Source organism: Psychrobacter immobilis (assembly GCF_904846065.1).
Classification (GTDB): Bacteria; Pseudomonadota; Gammaproteobacteria; order Pseudomonadales; family Moraxellaceae; genus Psychrobacter; species Psychrobacter immobilis_H.
The window spans coordinates 1,269,491-1,293,633 of the sequence record NZ_CAJGZV010000001.1; the positions used below are offsets into that span (position 1 = coordinate 1,269,491).

18 protein-coding genes are annotated in these 24,143 nt (G+C 43.1%); 11 read left to right on the forward strand and 7 right to left on the reverse strand.

What is annotated here, in order from left to right:
* Positions 1 to 170: 170 nt before the first annotated feature.
* The 8 genes from tsaA (at position 171) to gspK (ending at position 8,440) form a co-directional block, all read left to right on the forward strand.
* On the forward strand, positions 171 to 1,073 hold the full coding sequence (gene tsaA, locus JMW64_RS05360) for a tRNA (N6-threonylcarbamoyladenosine(37)-N6)-methyltransferase TrmO (RefSeq protein ID WP_201555031.1): 903 nt from the start codon (positions 171 to 173) through the stop codon (positions 1,071 to 1,073).
* A 100-nt stretch (positions 1,074 to 1,173) separates the two neighbouring features.
* The gene (locus tag JMW64_RS05365; protein WP_201553664.1) at positions 1,174 to 2,961 is read left to right on the forward strand and encodes a GspE/PulE family protein; all 1,788 of its coding nucleotides are present in this window, start codon (positions 1,174 to 1,176) and stop codon (positions 2,959 to 2,961) included.
* A 318-nt stretch (positions 2,962 to 3,279) separates the two neighbouring features.
* A complete protein-coding gene (locus tag JMW64_RS05370; protein ID WP_201553665.1) occupies positions 3,280 to 4,068 on the forward strand; it encodes a TatD family hydrolase in 789 nt (262 codons plus the stop codon).
* Positions 4,069 to 4,301: 233 nt separating this feature from the next.
* Positions 4,302 to 4,985 (forward strand): TetR/AcrR family transcriptional regulator, encoded by a 684-nt coding sequence (locus JMW64_RS05375; RefSeq protein WP_045446854.1) that lies wholly within the window; start codon positions 4,302 to 4,304, stop codon positions 4,983 to 4,985.
* A 174-nt stretch (positions 4,986 to 5,159) separates the two neighbouring features.
* Positions 5,160 to 5,987, forward strand: a complete 828-nt coding sequence (locus JMW64_RS05380) for a prepilin-type N-terminal cleavage/methylation domain-containing protein (protein WP_227694074.1) — start codon at positions 5,160 to 5,162, stop codon at positions 5,985 to 5,987.
* 3 nt (positions 5,988 to 5,990) lie between these two features.
* Positions 5,991 to 6,485, forward strand: a complete 495-nt coding sequence (gspI, locus tag JMW64_RS05385; protein ID WP_201553666.1) for a type II secretion system minor pseudopilin GspI — start codon at positions 5,991 to 5,993, stop codon at positions 6,483 to 6,485.
* Positions 6,482 to 7,348, forward strand: coding sequence for a type II secretion system minor pseudopilin GspJ (gene gspJ, locus JMW64_RS05390; protein WP_201553667.1), 867 nt, complete (start codon positions 6,482 to 6,484; stop codon positions 7,346 to 7,348). Before gspI ends, gspJ begins: the two co-directional genes overlap by 4 nt.
* 39 nt (positions 7,349 to 7,387) lie before the next feature.
* Positions 7,388 to 8,440 carry a type II secretion system minor pseudopilin GspK gene (gene gspK, locus JMW64_RS05395; RefSeq protein WP_201553668.1) on the forward strand — a complete coding sequence of 351 codons (1,053 nt, stop codon included), beginning with the start codon at positions 7,388 to 7,390 and terminating at the stop codon, positions 8,438 to 8,440.
* A 60-nt stretch (positions 8,441 to 8,500) separates the two neighbouring features.
* Here gspK and JMW64_RS05400 read toward each other — a convergent pair whose 3' ends face one another.
* The 4 genes from JMW64_RS05400 to ychF all read right to left on the reverse strand — a co-directional run bounded on the left by JMW64_RS05400 (position 8,501) and on the right by ychF (position 12,583).
* Positions 8,501 to 9,181: a TetR family transcriptional regulator gene (locus JMW64_RS05400; RefSeq protein WP_045446867.1), complete on the reverse strand. Its 681-nt coding sequence runs from the start codon at positions 9,179 to 9,181 to the stop codon at positions 8,501 to 8,503.
* Between the two features lie 104 nt (positions 9,182 to 9,285).
* Entirely contained in the window at positions 9,286 to 10,707 is a 1,422-nt protein-coding gene (locus JMW64_RS05405; protein ID WP_201553669.1) for a deoxyguanosinetriphosphate triphosphohydrolase, read from the reverse strand.
* An 80-nt stretch (positions 10,708 to 10,787) separates the two neighbouring features.
* Positions 10,788 to 11,306, reverse strand: coding sequence for a hypothetical protein (locus JMW64_RS05410; RefSeq protein ID WP_201553670.1), 519 nt, complete (start codon positions 11,304 to 11,306; stop codon positions 10,788 to 10,790).
* Between the two features lie 185 nt (positions 11,307 to 11,491).
* The gene (gene ychF / locus JMW64_RS05415) at positions 11,492 to 12,583 is read right to left on the reverse strand and encodes a redox-regulated ATPase YchF (protein WP_201553671.1); all 1,092 of its coding nucleotides are present in this window, start codon (positions 12,581 to 12,583) and stop codon (positions 11,492 to 11,494) included.
* Between the two features lie 362 nt (positions 12,584 to 12,945).
* Here ychF and JMW64_RS05420 point away from each other — a divergent pair, with 362 nt between their 5' ends.
* Positions 12,946 to 15,138: an ATP-dependent helicase gene (locus tag JMW64_RS05420; protein ID WP_201553672.1), complete on the forward strand. Its 2,193-nt coding sequence runs from the start codon at positions 12,946 to 12,948 to the stop codon at positions 15,136 to 15,138.
* 49 nt (positions 15,139 to 15,187) lie between these two features.
* On the opposite strand, the gene JMW64_RS05425 is transcribed toward JMW64_RS05420, so the two are convergent.
* The gene (locus JMW64_RS05425; protein WP_201553673.1) at positions 15,188 to 19,861 is read right to left on the reverse strand and encodes an AAA domain-containing protein; all 4,674 of its coding nucleotides are present in this window, start codon (positions 19,859 to 19,861) and stop codon (positions 15,188 to 15,190) included.
* A 391-nt stretch (positions 19,862 to 20,252) separates the two neighbouring features.
* On the opposite strand from JMW64_RS05425, the gene JMW64_RS05430 reads away from it, so the two are divergent.
* Positions 20,253 to 21,500 (forward strand): NAD(P)/FAD-dependent oxidoreductase, encoded by a 1,248-nt coding sequence (locus JMW64_RS05430; protein ID WP_201553674.1) that lies wholly within the window; start codon positions 20,253 to 20,255, stop codon positions 21,498 to 21,500.
* A 59-nt stretch (positions 21,501 to 21,559) separates the two neighbouring features.
* Complete coding sequence (locus tag JMW64_RS05435; protein WP_055124581.1) at positions 21,560 to 21,898, forward strand: RidA family protein; 339 nt, start codon at positions 21,560 to 21,562, stop codon at positions 21,896 to 21,898.
* Between the two features lie 623 nt (positions 21,899 to 22,521).
* On the opposite strand, the gene JMW64_RS05440 is transcribed toward JMW64_RS05435, so the two are convergent.
* The gene (locus tag JMW64_RS05440; protein ID WP_201553675.1) at positions 22,522 to 23,334 is read right to left on the reverse strand and encodes an enoyl-CoA hydratase; all 813 of its coding nucleotides are present in this window, start codon (positions 23,332 to 23,334) and stop codon (positions 22,522 to 22,524) included.
* A gap of 202 nt (positions 23,335 to 23,536) precedes the next feature.
* Entirely contained in the window at positions 23,537 to 24,037 is a 501-nt protein-coding gene (locus tag JMW64_RS05445) for a lactoylglutathione lyase family protein (RefSeq protein WP_201553676.1), read from the reverse strand.
* Positions 24,038 to 24,143 lie beyond the last annotated feature (106 nt).

Below are 24,143 nucleotides of genomic sequence, written 5' to 3' on the forward strand. Positions count from 1 at the left end.
TTTATGGCTCATAATACCAAAATTTAAAATAAAAATCCGTCTAGCAGCGGCGATGCGGCATGATAAAATGGAATATCGTTAGTGAGTAATTTTGTATCACTGGATAATATGCGCTAAACGTTCTCATAAAAGCAGATGCTTACTATTGAACGGCTTTTTGGAGAAACATGATGTCCGATGATAATATCTCTTTGGCGGGTTACCACCATGCGCCAATGATTGGCTACCATCGTGCGCCGCTATCACAGAAATTTGGTGCGCCACGCCAGCCGAATTTGGTTGCGCTCACCAGTATCATTGAGATGATAGCGCCTTATGACTCGCCAGCAGCATTTGCCGGTTTAGACGCGTTCAGCCATATCTGGATCAGTTGGCAGTTTCATCATAACTATACCAATAAAGACACTCATATTGGCAAAGGCGGCACTGGCTTTCGTGCGCAAGTCCGCCCACCAAGGCTCGGTGGCAATCAAAAAATAGGGGTATTCGCCAGTCGCAGTATGTATCGACCCTCAGCGCTTGGGTTATCTGTCGTTAAGCTTGAAAGTATCGAGGTTGTAGAAGGGCGCGTGTTACTTATTATTAGCGGTGCAGATATGATAGATGGTACGCCGATTATCGATATTAAGCCCTATGTCGCTTATAGCGATGCGCTCAGTAATGCAAAAAGCGGGTTTGCGCCAACTGCGCCAGACTTATTAGAGATAATTATTACGGAGTCTGCTTACGAGCAATTTATGACGTTGGTTGACGCTGGACGATGCGATAAAAATGACAATGACAATGACAATGACAATGACAATGGGACTGAGACTGAAAATAAAAATAATGAGAAAGCTATTCATGCAAAAAATAATAGTGTAGAGACGCTTATTCAACAAACGCAAGAGCAATTGCTTATTGCCGATATCGAGATTATTAAAGCATTAATTGCGCAAGACCCGCGTCCAGCTTATCGTCGCGCGGAGATCAATACGCCGTTTGTCATGCGTTATAAGTCTGTCGATGTGAGCTTCCAGTTGATAGAATCAGGGCAATTGCAGATAACGGCTGTTGTCAAAGTGAGCTTGTAATGCCCAGTGACGCCATTACTGCCGCATGAATTATCCATAAATCACTCCTCAATAAATCACTCCTCAATAAATAACGCATCAATAATAAAAGAAGAAAAATATGTCTGCTCAGGAATATTCAATCGTGATTGATTTACGTTGGTGCTTAGATGAACTATTGGCAGATAAAGTGATTGATCAGCGTGGCTACAATTTAGTGATGACGAGCCGCCGTGATAAAGCGCAGCATCCACTCCTGACCATCAGTGAATTTGGTCTGCCAAACGGTCATGCACTGGATAAAAATGTTGAGCATAAATTGACTTTGGTATGGTTGAATCAATGGTTGGCGGCCAAAGCAGGCATGGCACTTGTCCGTATTGACCCGTTAAAAGTCGATGTCCCAGCCGTCACTCAGTTGATGTCCTTTGAATATGCCCGCTCACAGCATATTTTGCCCATTGAAGTGACGAATGATGAAGTCGTCATCGGTACAGACCAGCCGTTTTGTACTGAGTGGCAGACAAGTATCGAAAAATTAATCAAGTCTAAAAGCTATCGTACGGTTTATATCAATCCTGAGCAAATCAATCGCTACCGTCAAGAGTTTTACCAAGTCACCCAAGCGATTGCAGGAGCAAATAGTGTCCATAAGCGGGCGGCGGCTGATGTCACCAATGTTGAGGCATTATTGCAACTGGGCGACAATACCAACCCTGATGCCAACGATCAACATATTGTCAGAGTCGTTGACTGGCTGTTGCAATATGCTTTTGAGCAGCGAGCCAGTGATATCCATTTAGAGCCTCGCCGTGAGACGGGTAAAGTCCGTTTCCGTATCGATGGTGTGCTACATACTGTCTACGAGATGCCTTTGGCAATCATTGTCGCGGTGACGGCACGGATTAAAATATTAGGACGACTGAATGTGGCAGAAAAACGCAAACCACAAGATGGCAGGTTGAAAACCCGTACGCCAAAGGGTCTGGAAACTGAGCTGCGCTTATCGACGATGCCGACAGCCTTTGGCGAAAAGCTGGTGATGCGGGTATTTGATCCTGAAGTGCTGGTGCGCTCGTTTGCTCAGCTTGGTTTGTCAGGTAAGCAGCTCGATACTTGGCATGAGCTGACCGCGCATCCAAATGGCATTATCTTGGTTACGGGTCCGACTGGCTCAGGTAAGACTACGACGTTGTACAGTACGCTTAAGGAGCTCGCCACCGAGCAAGTTAACGTTTGTACGATTGAAGATCCCATCGAGATGATTGAACCAGCTTTTAACCAAATGCAGGTCAATCCAGGCGTTGATTTGCATTTTGCAGATGGTATTCGCTCTTTGATGCGTCAAGACCCAGATATCATTATGGTCGGTGAGATTCGCGATGCCGAAACCGCCAATATGGCAGTACAAGCATCGCTCACTGGACATTTGGTACTCTCGACGTTGCATACCAATGATGCACCAAGCTCACTTACTCGCTTGCATGATTTGGGCATTCAGCCGTTTTTGACCTCAGCAACGATATTAGGCGTCATGGCGCAGCGTTTGCTACGCACGTTATGTCCGCATTGCAAAAAAGCCCTAGACGTAATTCCAGACAGTGAAATTGCTGTGCAGTGGCAGGAACTGGTTCAGCCTTGGCGTGCGCCCGCTCCAGCGCAAATTTATACGGCGCAAGGCTGCGAGCATTGTCGCCATACGGGCTATCAAGGTCGCGTTGGTCTGTACGAGATCATGCCGTTGTCAAATGAGCTAAAAAAACTGGTCGCCGCCGATGCCAATTTAGATGTGCTTAAGCAGCAAGCGTATCGCGAAGGTGTGCAGCCGCTGCGATTATCGGGCGCAAAGCGTATTAGTGAAGGGGTGACGACCATAGAAGAAGTAATGCGAGTGGTGCCGCTTCATTAATTTTAGGCATTTATGACCCAGCCTTCAAGATGGTCACATTTGCGCTACTTGAAAACAGCTGCCTTTGGGGCAATCAATAGGGTTAGCTGTTTAAAGACTTATTACTAAAGTGTGTCCTCACTCTGAACGGAAACAACTAAATGGGTTAAAAATGGCTAAATTTTGCCAAGCTGCGTCAAATAGCGGGTCAATATCCTGATATTATCTGTATTATTTTCATTATTTTACCTACCGTTTATCGCATTTTTATCGCTATTTTCAAAATGAGGATACGCCCTAATATTTTTTATTCATTTATGTTTATTAACGAGATTACTTATGTTTACTGATAGCCATTGCCATCTTAATCGCTTAGATTTAACCAAGTATGATGGTAAATTGTCTGGCGCGATTGACGCGATGAAAGCTGCCAATGTCACTCGGGCAATGGCGATTATGTGTGATTTTGCCGAATATGATGAGATTGCTCATATTGTCAGCACCTATAGCGATGAGGCGCTAAGTCTTGGCATGAGCGTCGGTATTCATCCTTGTGAAGATATCAGTGTCTTGCAATCAGCGACAGTTGAGCGTTTGATCGAAACGGCTGATGCCGACCATGTATGGGCGATTGGGGAGACAGGATTAGATTATTACTGGTCAACGGAAAATAAAAAAGAGCAGCAAGCCAGTCTTGCTCGCCATATTCATGCCAGTCAAAGCCTGAAGAAACCACTCGTCATTCATATGCGTGATGCCAAAGAGGATACGATTGATATCCTAAAATCAGAAGGCGCTGAACACGGTATTATTCATTGCTTTACCGAAGATTGGGAGACGGCCAAACGTGCACTTGACTTAGGGTTTTATATTTCATTTTCGGGCATTGTTAGCTTTAAGAGTGCTCAAATGATTCAAGATGCAGCAAAAAACATGCCTAGAGACAGACTGCTTATCGAAACTGACAGTCCTTATCTAGCACCGGTGCCCAAGCGTGGTAGACCGAATGAGCCTGCCTACGTACCGTATGTCGCCAGTTGTCTGGCAGAGATGTATGGCTGTAGTAGCGATGATGTTGGGGCATTAACTGCAAAAAACTTTGAGAATTTACTGGCACAGTATCACTAAAATGGTTATGCTATGACCACTCAGTCATTTATGATACAGTCCTGTTGCTTTACGTTATTTGTACTTATAATGTGGAGCGTAAGCCTATGATTATCAATGACTATTTAGCAAACATAAGCATATCTCCTTTGGTGGTTTTCGAGCAGACTTTGTATGACGTTATACGCTTGTCGCCGATGCATTCATCCACACGATGGTCATATGCTTAATCTTGTCAGGTTTTAGGAGAGATTATGAGTCGTCAGCATCAGTTCAAGGCACGAGAAGAAAATATCTTAGCGATGGCAGAGCAATTGCTACTTGAGTCAGGCGATGGTGATATTACTTTAGACAGTTTGGCAGACCAGCTTGATCTGGCTAAAGGTACACTGTATAAGCATTTCTCCAGTAAAGATGAACTCTATTTGCGTATTATTATCCGCTATGAAGAACAACTGTTTGAGATTAATCGTATTGATGATTGTCCATCAGCAGGCGTTGCTCGTATGATCTTTCAGCAGTTATTTAATCCACAAAAAGCTATGTTGCTCAATCAAATCGAAGAGCGTTTGGCTGCATCAGTGACGGGTCTTAATCGTTTATTTGGTGAGCTATATGATATTCGCCGTCAGCGTATGAAACGCTTGATTGACATTATCAGTGCGTATTTACAAGAGCAGCACAGTAGTTTGAGCACGCGCGACTATTTGTCCTCGATTTGGGCGATGGGTCAGGGCGGTGCTGGACTATTAAATTCAAGCTTTTACCAGCGGTATTTGGGTCGCCGTGATACCCTACGTTATGCCTTCGTTCAGCAAATGCTTGAGTTGCCGAGTCATTATCCTGCGGCTGACGATGAGGTGATGGATGAAGATATGCAGGAGTTGGTCGAGCAAATCGATACTGAGTCAGAAGAGCACCGTAATACCAGTTATTAATATCTTTGTTTAACTTATGGTCTTTTAACCCAATTTTTTAAATTCGTGTTGCTATATTCGTTATCGCAGCACGGTGTATCCATGCTAAAAATGGATACATGGTTATCAGCTTTACCGCCCAATCATAGTTTTATTCTTTATACCACAACCTACTTATAGGTTCATAGGTGCAATATGCCGGTCACTGCCAAGACTCCGTCCAGCTCAGCGGTCACTTGCTATTCATACTTAAGTCATCAATATTTGCAGTATAAAAACACGGATAGATATCTCTTACCTCTTGTTTATCAGCATAAATCCTTTCCATTACAAAACGCTTACGTTTCCCCTTATAAATCCTCAAACCTTGCTCAGGCACAGCAGGGCTTTACCCTTGTCGAAATTGTAGTGGTGGTCGTTATTCTATCTATCTTTGCTGGCATGATGAGCTTGTCGGTGGGCAGTAGTGAATCGCGTAAAAACCGTGCGTTTTATGAGCATTTAACGGATTCGCTGAGCTATGTAAGGTTGTTGTCTGCTGAGCGTATGCAGCCGATGGGTTTAAGCTTGCAAGCAGATAAACAAGGTCAAGTAGCTCCTGTGATTGTTACTTTATCAAATCCTTATATTGCCTATCAGACCAATGATACCCCGTCAAATAGCATGGACAGCACGCCTAAAAATTCGATGGAATTGTCTGCTGACCTGACAAATATGTCGGGGGCGATGAGAAAGCAACAGCCAGTACCTAGCTGGGAGATTGAGCCAGAAGTCAGTTTGCCAGAGTTACCTGCTGGGGTTAGTTTAAGGGTGCAAAGCTTGGAGGCTGGCAATCTATCAATGCCTGAACAGGGACAAACATTGCAGCCTTGGTTTGCCAATCAAGCAGTCCCACAAATATTATGGTTTGGTACAGGGCAAGCAACGCCTGTCACCATTGAGGTGCTGCACAATTCGCGTCTGGTGGGCGAGGTCATTACCATTATGCCTGATGGTAGTATGACGATCGGACAAGGACTGTAGCTGATGATAGATAAGGATGGCATTCTATCTGCTGATATAAACAAAAAGCCAATGCTATCAAAGCATGAAAGCGGCTTTACTCTGATTGAGGTAATGGTGGCGTTAGCGATTTTAGCGGTTGTTGCTGTGGCTGCTAGCCGTGCCAGTAGTGCCTATCTCAGCTCAGTGGATGTCTTACGCACACGTACACTCGCACATTTTATTGCACAGAATGCAGCCGCTGATTTGCGTATTCAAGAGACATGGCTGACGGCCAATCGCACACAAACAATCAATGCTCAAGGGCGTGATTGGCAAGTAGTGATGACGGTCAGTGATGCCATTACGCCTGCTTTAAAAGAGGTGAATATCGCTGTCGCACCTATTATAGATGGACAGACGCGCACCGCCGTGACTGATATCAACGTAATATTGAGCAATGCGGAGCAAGACATTGGTAGTTTGGACTTAAGCAGTTTGGGCGCTGATATTGCAGGGCAGTCTGGAGGCAATCCGTGAGGTCGCAGCGTGGATTTACGCTACTTGAATTGATGGTTGCCATGGCAATATTTGCGATGCTGGCGGTGGCTGGCTGGCAGGTGTTTGATAGCGTCAACCGCGCCCGAGAACGTGCACAATTTCATGCTGATAACTTAGCTGTTTTGCAATATGCTTATTTGCAGCTACAGCAAGACATGGGTCAAATTATCCCTTATCAAATACCAAATACTCAAAATAACAGTGTGACAAATAACAGTACAAATGCCAGTGATAGCACAAATAATAGCGCCCAAGCCAATGAAACAGTGCCTGAGCCTTTCATGAGCTTGGATGGTGAGCATGTCAGCTTTGTTCGTTTTGCCGACCCCGATCCACGTTATCAAAGTAGCATGAGTGTCCAACATATCGAATACATTTTTGCCGATGAGCGTTTAATTCGCCGCCAATATACCAGCATCGATGGTGGGCGCGATAGCATCAGCCTAGACAGTGTATTGCTAGAAGGCGTCACCGCAGGGCGTTGGCAAGCATATTTACCTGAACTGAGCACCAAATTTCCTAATGCAGACAGCAGTAATAACGGCAATAGCAGTACAAATACAACCTCTGGGCAAACAGCCAATGCCGTAAGCGCCAAGCCAGCAGTGGTTTTATTGCCCAAAGGCATTGCTGTCAATTTTACTTATCAGGATATGCCCATCACTTGGCAGTGGGCGCTTGCTCCCCAACCAATACCAATTAACAATACCAACAAAAGCAATAACAATGCTGCTAATAATGGCAATGGTAGCAATAACGATAGTAGTGATAAGACTAATAATGACAATCCGAATAGCAATGTAAATAACAATGTAAATAACAATGCAGGAAGTAATATTTAAAATGTACCACTGGGTCAATAATAAAGGCGGCTTAAGTCAATGACAGCAAACTCTCAGCGCGGAGTAGCGCTGCTCACTATCTTACTATTGGTGGTCAGTATTACCGTGGTGGCGGGGGCGATGCTTGCCAGTCAAAAGATTGCTATTAGGCGTAGCGGCTTATTGTTTGATCAAAATCAGCTGTCACAAGATATCAATGCTGGTCAGCAATTGGCCATCACGATGATTCGTGCTGACGATAAGCTGAATGACACAGATAGTGAGCAAGACATTTGGGCGCAGCCACTACCGCCTTATCTTTTAGCCAATCATAGCATCAGTATTGAAGTGCGCGATGAAGCCAGTCGTTTTAATATTAATAATTTATATCAGAATGGCGCGGTTGATAGCGCCGCTGTAGCCATATTTCAAAGACTGTTGACACAATTAAATTTGGAACCTGATATTGCCATTGCTGTTCTTGATTATCAAGATACGGATAGCGACGTTTATCAAGATGGTGGTGATGAGAATGTGGTTTATTCTCAGCAATCAAGTGGCTCAGCGAGTAAGACTTTGCCCAATCAAGCATTGGTCAGTGTCGATCAGTTGCAAGAGATTCGAGGGGTAAATGCTGAAGTACTAGCGGCACTACGTCCTTATATTACGGCGGTTCCTTATTATGTGCCTATTAATGTCAATACGGCCAGTCCAGTTTTGCTGGCTGCACTGATAGATGGCGCAACCAGCCAACAGATGCAGGGGTTGGTCGATATGCGGGCAAAGCAGGCGTTAGCCTCTATCGATGATGTGTGGAAATTGCCGATGTTGAGCAGCTTGAATGATGATCAGCGAAAGGCGTTAAAACCACTGCTCGCAGTCGATAGCCAAGCCTTTATGGCGCTTATTACCGCAACGGATAGTGCAAGCCTTGGTCAACAAAGACAACGGTTTGCAACCGTATTGATTAGCAAGGTTGCGACTGACGCTAGCGCGGCAGCAGGGAGTAATGCGAATAACAGCACGCCTAACAATAATAATGGCAATAATAAAAAAGCCAAAGAAATTAAAGTGGTGACACAGCGTTTATGGGCATTTAGACCCAGTTTCTAACGTTGAGCCACCTAAAAAGAGTCTTGCTTAATACCGAGGTAGTAGAATAGCTGACGTCACCTAATCTCCTAAGTGCGTCTCTTCCGTAGATTTCCAGTTATAAGCCCCATAGAACAGCATCTGTGCTTGGCGAGTGCAATTATGGAGCATCAGCTGTTTATTTTCTTCAATCTCATTCAAATCGATTTCATCATCATGGTCTTCAGTATAAGTCAGCTCCAACCAATCGATAATCCAAGAAAAGAACATATTTACCCCAGCTTCAGCCAGTAGGCGACGGTCATAGGCATTGATATGAGTAAAAGCAGGCTGTAGCGCTAAATCATCAGCCAAGCTTTGAGCATGTTTTTTGACAAGTTCATTAATGGCTTTTCGAACCGCTTCTGAGCCACCGTAGCGCTCACTGACTAAAAATTGCCAGTAATAAGGCTGATCACTGACCATATACAAGAACAGCTGAATGCTCTTAGCAATTTGGCGATCAAAGCTACGTTTACGCCCAATCTGTAAGCTATCGCTTAGGATTGCCAGCGTACCGCCTAGCTCTTCCACCACCAATGCTCGACCAAGCGATTCCATGTCATCAAAATGCCGATAAAATGCGGTCGGCACCACACCAACCTCACGCGTTACTTGCCGGAGGCTAATTGAGCTAAAAGACTGCCCTGTCATACATAAATCAAGCACGGCGTTAAAAAAGGCGTGCCGAGTTTGAAGTTTCTTTTGTTCGCGACTGCTCATAATATTTCAAAATTGTCCGATAAGGGTTTATCATACTCATTTCAGCGTAAAAATACGACTGAAATACGCAACTTGTATTAATTTACTAGACCGGCACGGGTCTTTTAAACCATTGTACCCCAATGGCCTTGTAACTCTTGTGCCAATCGATACGCCTCATGATCATTCATCCCAGTGATAAAGTCCAATATATTTAAGATATTGTGATAGACATTATCTGATAATAGCCGCCGATGCTCATCGAGATGTGGCTGTAACAACATTAGTAGGCGCTGCTGCTCAAAGGAGATGGATTCAGGATCAGATGTTGCTCTACTACTTGTCCAAGCCAATGGCATAAAAGCATCTAATAAACGATGCAGGCATTGATTGGCCATCAATTCCATACGTACTTTACTTGGGTGATTGAATATTTTCTCACGTGCCAACTGCTTGGCCTGCAAGATGCCACTTTGCACACTGATATCACAGTGGTCAAATAAACTGCCTTGTAGTGTACCAGCCAGCAATGCATCACTGTTGGCAACAAAGGCATCGGTCACCGTGTTTACCAAACGCATCATCGCACGTGCTCGCAATGACGCTAAGCTCTGCCTCACAGACATGTGTATGGGCAGATTGATACTGCTAGGGCGCTCACCAATCAGCTCATAAAATATGGCGGCAACCTCACTATAGGTCAGCATATTGAGATTGATACCATCTTCTAAATCGATCAAGGCATAGCAAATATCATCTGCCGCTTCTAGTAAATAAGCCAGCGGATGACGCGCAAAACCTTCGTGTTGCTCTGAGCGCGGCAAATTTAAGCAAGCTGACAGCTCTTCTAATTGTGCTGACTCACTATAAAAGCAGCCAAATTTTTGTACATTTTGATGGTGGTGTTTATCATTGACATCGTTGCTGTGAGAGGCAAGCCACGGATACTTCATAAAAGCGCCTAGCGTTGCACAAGTGAGACGCATACCACCTTTATCGGGATGGTGCTCATTACGCGCCAACAGTCGAAACCCTTGTGCATTACCTTCGTAGGCCAGCAAGTCCAAGCGCTCGTTGCTACTTAACTTTTGTAATATCGCTTGAGGTTCAGGCTGCCTAAACCAATCTCGAATGGCGTACTCTCCCGCATGACCAAAAGGCGGATTGCCAATATCGTGAGCGAGGCACGCTGCTTGTACAATGACACCGACATCGGCTGGCGATACGCCTGCTGGTAGACCGCTGGCTAATTTATCATGAAGCTTTTCTGCTGCCATCATTGCCAAAGAGCGTCCAATACAGGAGACCTCAAGCGAATGAGTTAAGCGAGTATGGATGCCAAGCTGATTGGTCAATGGATGGACTTGGGTTTTTTGATTGAGCTGTCGAAAGGAGTGCGAAAACACCAGTCTGTCATAGTCTTTATGAAACTGAGAGCGAGTGCTCTTATTAGCGTTGAACTTCTTGGAAGCACCAAGGCGCTGTGAGTTGAGAAGGTGAGACCATTGCGTGGTAGGAGACGGCAAAGAGGTTGGTGTACTTAGCATATTGAAACATCCGAAACCAAGGGAGCCTCTAGCATAGCAAAATAGCGCCCTTGGTACAGATATATAGTCAGAGAACTACATTAAGATTTTTGGCAGTTAAAAAGCACTTCTTCCTTTTCGATAGCCACATTGCTGCCCAATGTTTTATTTCGCAACGTTGCCTTGTCACCATTTACTTGCCATATAATGCCATGGGTATTATCCAATCCGATATCACTGGTATAGATGGTTTTTTCAGTACTGGCGTCGCTATCAGAGGTAGCGGTCAAATCGTATTCGATACCATCGATGAGTAGGTGCACTGTCTGCAATGGAGCATCATCATGGTAGGACACGCCGATAGTAGCAGTAGGCTCACAAGAGAATGGTGTGCTGTTGCTGGCATGTTCTGCATGATCGTGTCCTTCATGCGCGCTTTCTTCGTGGCTATGACTTTCATGATTGTGTCCTTCATGACCTTGTTCCATAGCATCGTGCCCTTCGTGCTCTTCGTGCTCTTCATGAGCATGTTCAGCGTGATCGTCTACGGGCGTTACTTCTTCGGATACTACCGTATCACCTTCTGTATTAGGCTGACAGCCCAATAGAGAGCCTGTCATGATACTTCCTACAAGCGCAACACTGGCAAATCTAGAAAAAGAGAAATAGTCAGTCACAGTATAAGTCCTCAAATAATAAAGTAAAGATATGTTATAATATAACAATGTTAAGATAAAATAAAGCCGATGATGGAGAATTTCCAACATCGGCTTATTAACTATCAGACAGGATGTACTGCTTAAAACTACACGTTAAATCTAAAGTGCATGATATCGCCATCTTGTACGATATAGGTTTTGCCTTCTAAACGTGATTTGCCAGCGGCAGCGGCGCCTTTTTCACCGCCATACTCGATAAAGTCATCATACGCAATAACTTCGGCACGAATGAAGCCGCGCTCAAAATCAGTATGAATCACGCCAGCAGCTTGTGGAGCCGTTGCGCCAACTGCAACCGTCCAAGCACGCACTTCTTTAACACCAGCAGTAAAGTAAGTCTGCATATCTAGCAAGTCATAACCACCGCGAATCACTTGATCAAGACCAGCTTCTTCCATATCCATCTCAGCTAGGAAGTCTTTTTTGTCGTCTTCATCAAGCTGAGCGATTTCAGATTCGATTTGGTTACATAGAGCGATAACGATAGAATCTTCGCCAGTCGCATAGTTGCGTACCGCATCAAGGTAAGGGTTGTTTTCAAAGCCATCTTCACTGACGTTAGCGATATACATGGTTGGTTTTAGGGTGATTAAACCATAACTTCTGATGAGCTTTTTCTCATCTGCATCAAGATTAGCGGCGCGTGCTGCCTGACCTTCTGCTAATAAAGGCTCAACTTTTTTAAAGATATCAAGCAATGCTTGCGCGTCTTTGTCGCCACCTTTAGCCTTCTTGGTTTGGTTGTGAATGGCACGCTCAACGGCCTCTAAATCTGCCAATGCCAATTCAGTATTAATGGTTTCGATATCATCAATCGGGCTGACGCGACCATCAACGTGGACGACGTTGTCATCATCAAAACAGCGTACGACGTGCGCAATCGCATCAGTCTCACGAATGTTGGCTAGGAACTGGTTGCCCATGCCTTCGCCTTTTGACGCGCCAGCGACCAAACCTGCGATATCCACAAACTCCATCGTCGTTGGCAATACGCGCTCAGGCTTAACGATATCAGCCAGTTTTTTAAGGCGTGGGTCAGGTACTGGTACGATACCTGTGTTGGGATCTTTGGTACAAAACGGAAAGTTTTCAGCGGCGATTCCCGCTTTGGTCAACGCATTAAACAAGGTGGATTTACCCACGTTTGGTAGGCCGACGATGCCGCAATTAAAACCCATAACATTCTCTCAATATAGTAATAAAATCAGTTGGTATAAAGATTGGTTAAATGATAAATCAAAATTGGGCACATTGTAGCAAATTTACCTGAATAGGGGTGAGGTTGTTGTGTTGTATACTGAGATTTTGCGTTTGGTCATGACTGGTAATTTTGCTGTTTTATCGATTATGGTAAGCTGTGCTATAAAAGGATAGTTTGGCTTGTAGGCGTATGACAGGTAAGCGCCTACGACTCGTTACACTGTACGAGTAATCTTCATTATGAACACCAAGCGCTCTCAGTCAAATCTGCAAAACACTATGTATAAATGCGCCGTATTGATAAAGGCCGCTAAAATAAAACGAAAGGCAAAACCCTATAATGACTAACACGATTTTTGATACGCGCCACTACAATTATCCCCAGAATTTCATCGAGATTAAGCCTAAGCTGGCACGACTTGAGCAGGCAATTAAAAAGCTAGAGGCAAATTTAATCGATGCTAATAATGCTGCAAATATTAAGCTGTTAAATGAAAGGCTGAATGGTGCATTAGGATTCAAAGTAGACTACGCTCGGGAACTAAATCCCGACCAATTATTAGCAGCCACAACTATCGACGGCAAAGTGTTGGTGATTGCGGGTGCGGGCTCCGGCAAGACCAAAACGCTCACGTACCGTACCAGTTATTTATTAGAGAGTGGGGTCACGCCCAAAAGTATCTTGCTACTGACCTTTACGCGTAAAGCTGCAAATGAAATAAAAAGCCGCGCCAAAACCTTACTTGCGAATACCTTGTTTGATAAACAGTCTGATGAAGACTTGGTAAAGGATAAGCTGCCAACGGATAAACGGCTCAACGATATCACCAGTGGTACTTTTCACTCATTCTGCAATATGCTGCTGCGTCAGTATTCAGGTTTATTGGGCATTAATCCGCGATTTACGATTTTAGACACGGGCGATAGCGAAGATGCCATCGACTTAATTCACAAAGAAAAAAAGTATCCCGCGCAAAATAAGAGCCAAGCATTCCCGCGCAAAAAGACACTGCAAAATATCATCTCTAGCTCTCGGAATAGACGTATTCACATCCGCGATTTAATCGAAAGCAGTTATCCTGATATCGCCGTACATATTCCGATTATCGAACAATTGGCAGTCGATTTTCATGAGTATAAGCGTGCCAATCACCTTTACGACTTTGACGATATTATCAGTCAGGTCGTACGGCATTTAAAAACCAATGATACCTTTCGCCAAATGCTACAAAACCAATATCGCTACATCATGGTCGATGAATATCAAGACACCAATATTCCGCAAAAGCAGCTTATCGATCTGATTTGCGTACCTGCGTCGGTCTCGCTGATGGTCGTTGGCGATGATAATCAAAGTATCTATGCGTTTCGCGGTGCTAATTATGAGAACATCTTGCTCTTCGGTGAGACCTATCCAGAAGCAAGCCTGATTAAACTTGAGCAAAACTATCGCAGTACGCCTGCTGTTTTAGATTATATCAATGCTTTGTCCGTGCAAATCACGCTAGGTTATCAAAAACAATTGTACTCTGGTGCATCGATAAGTGGGCATAAGCCAGTGTTTAGCCGCCTAAGTAATGAGACAAAAGAAGCCAAGTATATCGCCGATAAAATCATCGAGCTAAAGTCAGATCATGATTATGATGATTTTGCGGTACTGTGTCGCACATCCTTTCAATCTAACTATGTCCAGCTAGAGTTTATGGAGCGTCATATTCCATTCATTGTGGTGGGCGGTATCAAGTTCATTGAAAGGCGACATATCAAAGACGTTTTGGCCTTTGTTAAAGTCCTCTATAACCCGAATGATACGATTGCATGGCATCGTATTTTAACCTTATTCCAAGGCGTGGGAACAGTCACCGCGACGCGTTTGACCCAAGCGATTAATGCCGATAACAACTCCTTTGAGCCATTACTTACGGCGAAGTTTGCTAAAAAAAGTATACAGCTTGAACCTTTATACAATACGCTCACTAAAGCAAATCAAGCTGAATCCGTCGAGACGGTCATTGAGCTGATTTTAGAGTTCTATATTCCTGTCCTAAAAACGATTGAGGAAAATTGGCGAGAGCGCAAGGAGGACTTTCGTGTGCTCAAAAATTTGGCAATAGAACACAGTAGCCTTGATAACTTCTTAGAAAATTTGGCACTCGATCCGCCTAATGATTCGGTCGCAGCCATGGAGAAACCAGAAGATAATGACACAGATAAAGTGACGATTTCGACCATTCACAGTGCGAAGGGGCTGGAGTGGCCAGTGGTGTTTGTTAACTCATTGGTTGATGGTATCACGCCGCACTATCGCTCTTTGGATGACTTTGAAGAGCTAGAAGAAGAACGAAAATTATTCTATGTTGCTTGTAGTCGAGCCAAGACCAGACTGTATCTAACGGCACCTGATTACTTCGCCAGTTATTCAGGGTATTTTGACAAGCCATCGCGGTTTATCGCTGAGCTGTCTGCGAATGAGGTCACTGTCGAAGCTTCTAAACAGGTGAGAGAGGAGAGTGATGATCCAGTGTGGTGGTGATATTGTGAGTATATTACCACCGCACTGGCATTGACTGACTCTTATATATTTAAGCGTCAGTCTCCGTTTCGCTATCTATGTTGGTATCAATGTCAGTTTCAATATCGAGTATGGGTTCTTCAACAGTATTGACGATTCTAGATTCAACATACGAGCTGCTATGTGCTGTGTCGGTAGTGATTGGATAAATCTCTAAGCGTTCCAATTCCGCCAATAAATCTTGGATGACTTCTTTTTTACGAGTGACAAAAGTAGAGGCAAAGCAGCGCCAAAATTTCCAGCCCGCACGCTCTAAAATACGCTGACGTTGCATATCGCTGTCCCATTTGTCAGGCCCATGATATCTATCGCCATCACATTCAATGGCTAGACTGTTATCGTTTTCACCTTCGACAACCATATCGATTCGGTAGGCACCAGCCTTAACCTGCGGAACCACTCGATAGCCTCTCTCAACCAGAAGGTCAAAGACTTCTGTTTCAAAGGGAGACTCACATTTTTGACGCAAATCAGAGACTTCTTCCTCATCTTGCATGAATGGTGCTTGAAAGTGTTTAATAAGCTCTGCTCGGTAGTAATCAGCTTGGCTAAGCTCGTCTAGCTCAATACTACGTACTAAATACATTCTATCGCGCGCTCTTGAGGCCGCGACATTCATCCGCTGGGCGAAGGTATCTCTTGTTTGTGCATGGGCAGCTCCAGGTACCACTACCAATGACAAAAACATGATATCGCGCTCTTTACCTTGGAAGGTTCGGGCATCACCGCAAGCAATGTCAAAAGCAGTCATTACCGTTTCATCTAGTTCTTTGTTGAGTATCTCCATAATATTATGTGCTTGCTTATTGCCTAGCAATGAGACAACACCGATGGTTTTACCTTTGTAAGCTGGATCAGAAACGAGGGTTTTGATTTCATCGACAATAAATCTGACTTCTGATGGGTTAATATCAGAGCCTTTAATCCGATAGCCATCGGTGACATAAATATCAATCAATGGAGGGTCTAAGCGCTCTGAGGGTTTTGCTTTACGCAAAGGTATCAGCTCATGATTGTAAAACTCACGTTTTGAGAACTCAATAATAGGTGCCACACTACGAAAATGTTCTTTTAGCATCACACTGCTATCTGCAAAAACGACTTTGAATAAATCATAGATTGAACGATCAGGCGACATTTGTGAGCGATAGACAGGGATTTGATTGCTCAAATACTGTGCCATCAGGTTACGGATTTTCTCGATATCGAGACCGACGCCTTCTGGTGACACTTGCTTATCGTCACCAACGATTAACACTTTTTTGGCTCTCATGATGGCTGGCAATGCCGTTAAATCAGATTGAGAGGCTTCATCGATGATAACCAAGTCAAAACTGCCGAACTCTGCTGGCAAGGATTCAGAAATGCGATAATGCGGCATAATCCAACACGGGATAGCAGCACTTGCTCCCGCAGAGGCTTCTCTCGCTTCACGGCGATAATAGTGCGCACCTTTGCCTGTTCCTTTACCAATACGCATAATGGCAGAGCGGTATTTTTCTAAAGAGGCTCTCACGTTTGGTGTCGCATTTTCTGCGACCTTTAGCCAGGCTCTTTTGGTGATGGCTTCTTGATAGAGTCTGGCTAAGTTTACTTCTAAATTGCCACGGGTTTTGGCCAGTTGAACCAATTCCTTGCGACCATCGATGCTGTCTATAAAGCTGGTCAATCTAGCAATTCGCCAAATCTGCTGCCAGTTATCTGATGCCAAGGTGTCTTGAGAATTATTATGAGGTTCATAACGCAATTTCTTCGCCCAAAGTGGTGCACCGTTATTTTCAATGAGTTGGGTAACGTCAGCGACTGTCTGTAAGTCTGTTGCAAGGTTATTTACTCGTTGCAGCTCACTCAACAGTTCTTGATAGTCTGTTTGTAATTGTTCATCAGATAAACTCGGATCACCAATATTTTGAGTGACAAAGGCTGTCATTTTTTCACTAATAGCGCCTTTACAGTCAGCTAAATTAGTAAGTAATGTTTCTTTTAACGTGAGACTTTCAGCCAGATTATGTCTTTTTAAATGTTGTTTAAGAACACTCTCAATTTCAATCAAAATATCTTTGTCATAAGGTGCTGTAGAGATAACATCCCAATCTACAAAGATAGCGCTTAACGCCTGCTTAATACTGTGCTGCAAGTGTTTACTAGCAACGATTTCATCGTATAGATGAACGGCTGCATGTAACGCAGACAGATTATTGGGCGATACCTCAAATATCGGTAAGGACAGCTCATTTGATAAAGCATTCCAGCGAATGATAAGCGCTTGAGATTTTTTTCTAAACGTTATAAAGCTGGATATATACTGCCAGTCTGCCGTACTTGATGGCGCTGACGAGACTATCGTAATAGACTCAAGGCTTTTCTTTTCAGTAGATTTACCAAAAATCCCAGCGAGACCAAATGGCTTTCTGCCTTCAGATAAATTCTTAACCGCATCAACGAGCTCTAGATTTTTATCAAAATCATCAGTCATCGTAATAGGTCTGGTTAAATAAACGGTTCTCTCGTCAAAAATGGCTTTGATCTCATCGTTTAGTATAGTGAGATGGCCGATGATGTCTTGTTTAGTCTCATTAGATAGATGCTGCTGAATATCCGTCGTCCAGCGCTGCCCAGCCGCGACAATTTTTTGTAGTAGGTCAGTTAGACGATATGTATTAGCAGTGATTTCCTGAGCAATATTTATTGTAGTAGCACTGTCATTGATTAAGCTTGGCAATTCTCCTTGCTGCTCAGCTGCTCGCGACTCATTGAGATAGCTCAAATCCTTATGAAGTTGCTTGATAGCGTTGGTAGGAGGCATGTCTGCAACGGCAGGAATTTTTTTATTAAGATAACTCAAATCATTGCCGAGATTTACTCTTGCGTCTTTTAGTGCTGTGATATCAGCATGAGTAAATCGAGGCTTAAATATCTCTTCTATGCCCAATTTATCGTGAAAGCTTTCGATAAGCTGCCTGTTTTGAGCAACCTCAGTCGCGGCATCTATGGGCTTGATAGTTTCATTATCGATGGTGATATCATCAAGGTTCAACCGTGCCCAAGCCGTAATTTTATGATCAGTGCTGGCCAACTGTGCATGGATGGTATCAATTTGATTGTCAAACATGATAATGTCTTTTTTGTAGGCCTCGCGATTGATACTAGACACTTCGCTCGATATTTTTTTGATGGTATGTTCAAACTGCTTTAGACCCTCGTTTTCACTGGTCAGTAGACTAACGGCGAGCGGGCGAATAGATTCAGGTAGTTGTCCTTGCAGCACCTTTAACGCAGGGTCTTTCATCGACGTGACCAGTACCCGCTTGCCAAGTGCTAAGTAATGACAAATGACATTGGCAATAGTGTGGGTTTTTCCTGTGCCGGGCGGGCCTTGAACGACGACTCCTTCATGGACATCTAGCTGTTGTATGATTTGCACCTGTTCATCATTAAATGCTTTGGGGAAGTATAGCTCGGCTGGCGTGCCGATATAGCTATCACTGCCACTCACCATAGACAAACCACGATAAGCAGGCAGTATGGTTTCTTTGTTTTCTGTAGCAGGCTCTGTCAGCATTGCCTTAAGGGCGCTCGGTAAATCAATGCCAGTGACCGATTCTAGCTGAATGGATAAGTTGTTTAAGTCTTGCAAAAAGATATTGTTACTTCTAGGACGCGCCATAATGACCCATGTGTCAGTAACAATCAGGTTGTTTTGCGCTTTAGGGATTTTTCGATCATCTGCAATGGTATGATCTGGTTGATAAACGCCAGAGGAGTCAAGCAAAGTAACAGCTGATTTTAAGATAGGCTCATAGCTACTCGGTAAAAAAGGACTTAAGGACGCATCTTCTGAATCATAAAAATCTTTGCTGTTCTTTAATAACTTCGCTAAACCCTGATTTTCTTCTATAGAAAAAGGCTCCGTTTCAAGCGTGGGAGCAGATAGGGTAGGCTTGATGAGTAATGCCATTGTCTTTTGATCTAAGGTGATTTCAACAGATTGCGTCAATAGTGGATACTTTATCTGCTTGCTACTCTGCTCATCGTCCGTGCTTTTTCGTGTGGCAATACCCACACCCCACACCAACTCTAACTGTGCATCAGCGAGATTGCCCTGAAGCTGTTGATTCAGCATGAATAGACTGGAATACAAAGCAATGCTTTGGCGAACGAGTTTCTCTTCCGTTAGCCAAGGTTTCCAAACGTCTTTGAGGTATGTATTGAATTCATCTCGTACAGTGTCTTTTGCAAGAAAGTCTTTTAAGTAAACCTCTGCTTGTAATGGCTCCTCTACCTCTAATGATTCATTTGTATAATTATTTTCAACTTCAAACGGAGTGAATACCTCTGTAGCGCCCGAGGACAACAGACCATCATCTATGAATGATTGCACAGATGTTTTTTCTTTTAATGACGGTGGTTCGTTAAAATTAACTGGAAACTTTAACCAATGTGCTAACAGTGCGCTGTTGGATTTAGGTGCTGAGTTTTCACGCAATCGCTCTAAACGAAGCCAAACGTCCTCTGAGGTATCATCGGCGCTGTTAAGGTTGATACCCGGCAAGCCTAATAATTGCTCCTCAGTACAAGTGAAATCACTGTGTTTAGCAAAATCTTGAGTAGGCGCTTTTTTCATCAAAGCACACTGCTTGATGAACTCAATTTGAGAGGCCAGTCTTTGTGCGTAAATACTCATTTGTTAAACCTTCCAAATCATCAAAATATTAGCCCTGACCTTACTGGAACATCATAAATACTGTTTATCAGATTTTATAATTAAAATGCTTAGGTGGCTGATCATTTATAAATTAAAAAAAGACCAAACTATAGCACAGAAATTGATAGCACTAAGTCGCATCTAGTATTTTTAAAAATGATGGCTAATCATTACTATTTTATCAACCAAATTCTCATTATTCCTATCAAAAATACCTTTTTAAAAATCCCATAACCAAAAGTATTTAATAGCAAAAATATTTATGAGATTGGGGTTTAATATTCAGCTCAATGCGTTACTATTACCACCTTATTCCGTTAGACCCTCATATTTGATACTTTGTATTAACACCATAAGAAAAGGATAGGTTATGCGCTATGAAGTGATCGTTATCGGTGCAGGTATGGTTGGCACGTCAGTCGCGTGGCATTTACAAAAAAATAATTCAAAAGTACTAATGTTAGACAAGAAGTTGCCAGGCTCAGAAACCTCGTATGGCAATGCAGGATTGATTCAGCGCGAAGCCATTCATACCCATCCTTTTCCTCGTCAATTGACTGAGATGATCAGAGTATTACCGAACCAAGGGACGGATATTCGCTATCGTATTCCAGCAATTTTGCGTTATCACCAAGCGCTGCTACAGTACTGGAAATACTCTACGCCAGCTTCGGTCAAAAAAATAGAATCAGAATGGCAGACACTGATCGCGCATTGTACCAGTGAGCATCAGACAATGATTTCAGCCTCTGGTGCTGACGAGCTAATTACTCGTGATGGTTGGTTGCAATTGCATCGTTCGGAAGAAACGTTCAAAGAAGCACAAGCATCAGCCATTGATGCGCGCAATCAAGGCGTTGAGCATAACGTATTGAACCTTGAAGCGCTAAAAGCCATGGAGCCTAGCGCTAATTTTGAAGGTTTCGTTGGTGCGATTCATTGGAAAAACTCTTGGCAAGTGTCAAACCCAAGCTCCCTCGTAAAAGCCTATGCGAAAAATTTCCAAGAGATGGGCGGTACAATTAAAGAGAGCGATGTAAAAGAAATCGTACAAGATAGTGAAGGTTGGAAAATCATTACTGATAATGACACTTATTATAGTGATAAGTTGGTTATCGCAGCAGGTCCATGGTCTAATGATTTGATCAAGCCACTTGGCTATAATCTGCCATTGTTCCCAATGCGTGGCTACCATCAGCATTTCAAAGTGACGGAAAAAAACACCATCAACCACAGTATGTTTGATATGGACAAAGGCTTTGTGATGGGTCCAATGCAGCAGGGTATCCGTATCACGACTGGTGCTGAGATGACTACGATGGATGCACCAAAGAACTTTGGCCAATTAAAAACAGTCCTGAAGCTGGCAAGAAAAATCTTACCATTAGAAGATGCGGTTGAGAGCGAAGCATGGGCAGGATCACGTCCTTGTATGCCTGATATGAAGCCAGTTATTGGTCCTGCAGACAAACATGAAAAATTATGGTTCGCATTTGGTCATAGCCATCAAGGTTTCACGTTAGGGCCTATGACAGGGCGTCTGGTTGAAGAAATGATTCATGACAAGCCATTATTAGTAGATGTTGCGCCATTCAGTGCTCAGCGTTTTTCTAATTAACAGCGCATTTGCCAGATTTAGCACAGACTTAAATTAATAAATTGAAGGTATATAACATGATTAAGAAGCTACATAGCAATCAACGTATGAGCAAAACTGTAATCCATAACCAGACTATCTATTTGTGTGGTCAGGTAGGTAATGCAGAAGACGATATCAAAGCGCAAACATTGACTTGTTTGGAAAAAATTCAAACGTTGTTAGAAGAAGTGGGTAGCGATAAATCAAAACTACTGTCAGTCACGGTTTGGATAAAAGACATGGCAGACTTTGCTGCTATGAATGAAGTCTATGACCAGTGGTTTGAAGGCATTCAGCCGCCAGCTCGTGCTTGTGGCGAGTCTGCATTGGCACGTCCTGAGCTGTTGGTTGAGATGATTGCCATCGCCGCTGAGTAAGTAACAGATTAATTGTAGTAGTTGTTTAAAAAAGGCCATGATATCGCTATCATGGCCTTTTTTTGTTTTTCTATTTTCTCATAGATTGGTTGTGAGTATATTTTTATAAGCGATCAAAGTAGATTAAGTCATATTTATTCAACTTATGTTTTATAATATTATGTGTTTCTCACGTTACCTGTTATTATACACCAGCAACAGTTCTGAGATAATAAACAGCCTCTCAAAACCATCATTTTTTAGCATTGATGGCTAAGCAAACTGCTGGTAGTTATATTTTCAATGTCTTTTTAAATTAATAATAGTTTGTTTCTTATTAAACATTTTGAGGAAATTCACGTGGAATTCATAGGTGTTATTTTACTTGTCATCGCAAGCATCATGTGCATTATTTATAGCATTAAGTTAATTATTATAGCCTTCCAAGAGTCGGTACTCTGGGGACTGTTATATCTATTTCTTCCATTTGCCAATTTATACTTTATTATCACTCGCTGGGCAGAGTGCAGTTCACCATTTTTGAGATCACTCATAGCCGTTGCATTTATGATTGTGGGCGCTTTGATGGCTTCATAATAATAGCAACGCCATCTTTCTTTAGTCAGAGTATTTTCGTCAAACAGTTAACATCCTTTCCATACGGCTTGACGCTTTTCAACAAAGGCGTCAATACCTTCACTCACATCGTCTGCCATCATATTACAAGTCATCACTTCACTGGCATAGTCATAAGCATCTTCGACGCTCATATTCAATTGCTTATAAAACATATCTTTGCCAGTTCTGACCGCTACTGGAGATTTGGCGGTGATTGCCGTTATCAACGATTGCAAGACTTGTTCTAATTGCTCTGCTGGGGCTACTCGATTGATCAATTTATATTGCAAGGCAGTATGTGCATCGATAAACTCACCAGTAATCAGCATCTCAAACGCTTGCTTACGAGGTAGATTGCGACTGACTGCAACGGCAGGCGTAGAGCAAAAAAGCCCAACGTTTATCCCTGAAGTGGCAAATTTGGCTTTATCAGCGGCAACGGCCAAATCACAAGCTGCGACCAGTTGGCATCCTGCTGCTGTCGCAATGCCTTGCACCTTTGCAATGACGACTTGCGGTATACGATTAATAGTTAGCATCATGTGACTGCATTGTTGGAATAGGGCGCGCTGAAAGGCTTCATCTAAATGTGCGCGCATCTCTTTTAGATTGTGACCGGCACAAAACGCTTTACCATTTGCTGCAATGACGACTACACGGATATTGTCATCTTGAGCGATACTGTCCAGCTCCGCTTGTAGCGCAGAGAGTAGCTCAACGGATAAGGCATTGAATTGCTTTGGTCGGTTTAAGGTGAGAGTGACCACGCCACTTTTTCTATCGTCTTTTCTAATAACGAGAAAGTCGTCCATGTTTAAGGCAACGTCAGAGTTTGTCATTTATCATCCTTGATAATGGGTTGTTTCGTTTGGTAGATGCTATGTATAGCTACCTAAATAGTAGCATGGCTTACCTCTTATATAATAGGTTGCTCATGTAGAAAGCAGACAAATAAAAATAGCGATCTCATATTCTGAGGTCGCTACTTGTTTATCAGTTAGATACAAGTCAAGGCTGGATTAAGCTGTATTTACACTGAATTTAGTATGCGCCTTCGCTATAGATAAGCTCGTAGCTGTGGCTGTATATTTCAACGATGTTGCCGAACGGGTCTTCCATATAAATCATGCGGTAAGGTTTTTCGCCAGGGTAGTAGTAACGTGGTTTTGCCATACGCTTTTTACCGCCTGCTGCAACCATACGCTCAGCCAGTTCTTCAACATTTGGATCTTGAACACAAAAGTGAAAGATACCTGTTTTCCAATATTCAAAGTTATTTTCAGGGTTTTCTTGATTTTTAAATTCAAAAATCTCAACACCGATACGGTCACCAGTCGATAGGTGAGCGATACGGAAGCTGCCCCAACCAGCACCGAATACTTCAGTACACATTTCACCAATCGGGCTATTATCTTCAACAATCTCTGTTGGCTCCATGATGGTGTACCAACCCATTACTTCAGTATAAAATTTTACGGCGGCTTCTAGGTCGGGAACTGAAAGGCCGATGTGCGAAAAACTCCTTGGATAAACGTTGTTCATAGCTTTTGCTCCTGTTAGTTGTACTCTTATTTAACGTGAGGCCAGTATACAAACATACGATTATTATGTAAAATTATCAAATATTATATAAATAATTATGTATCGT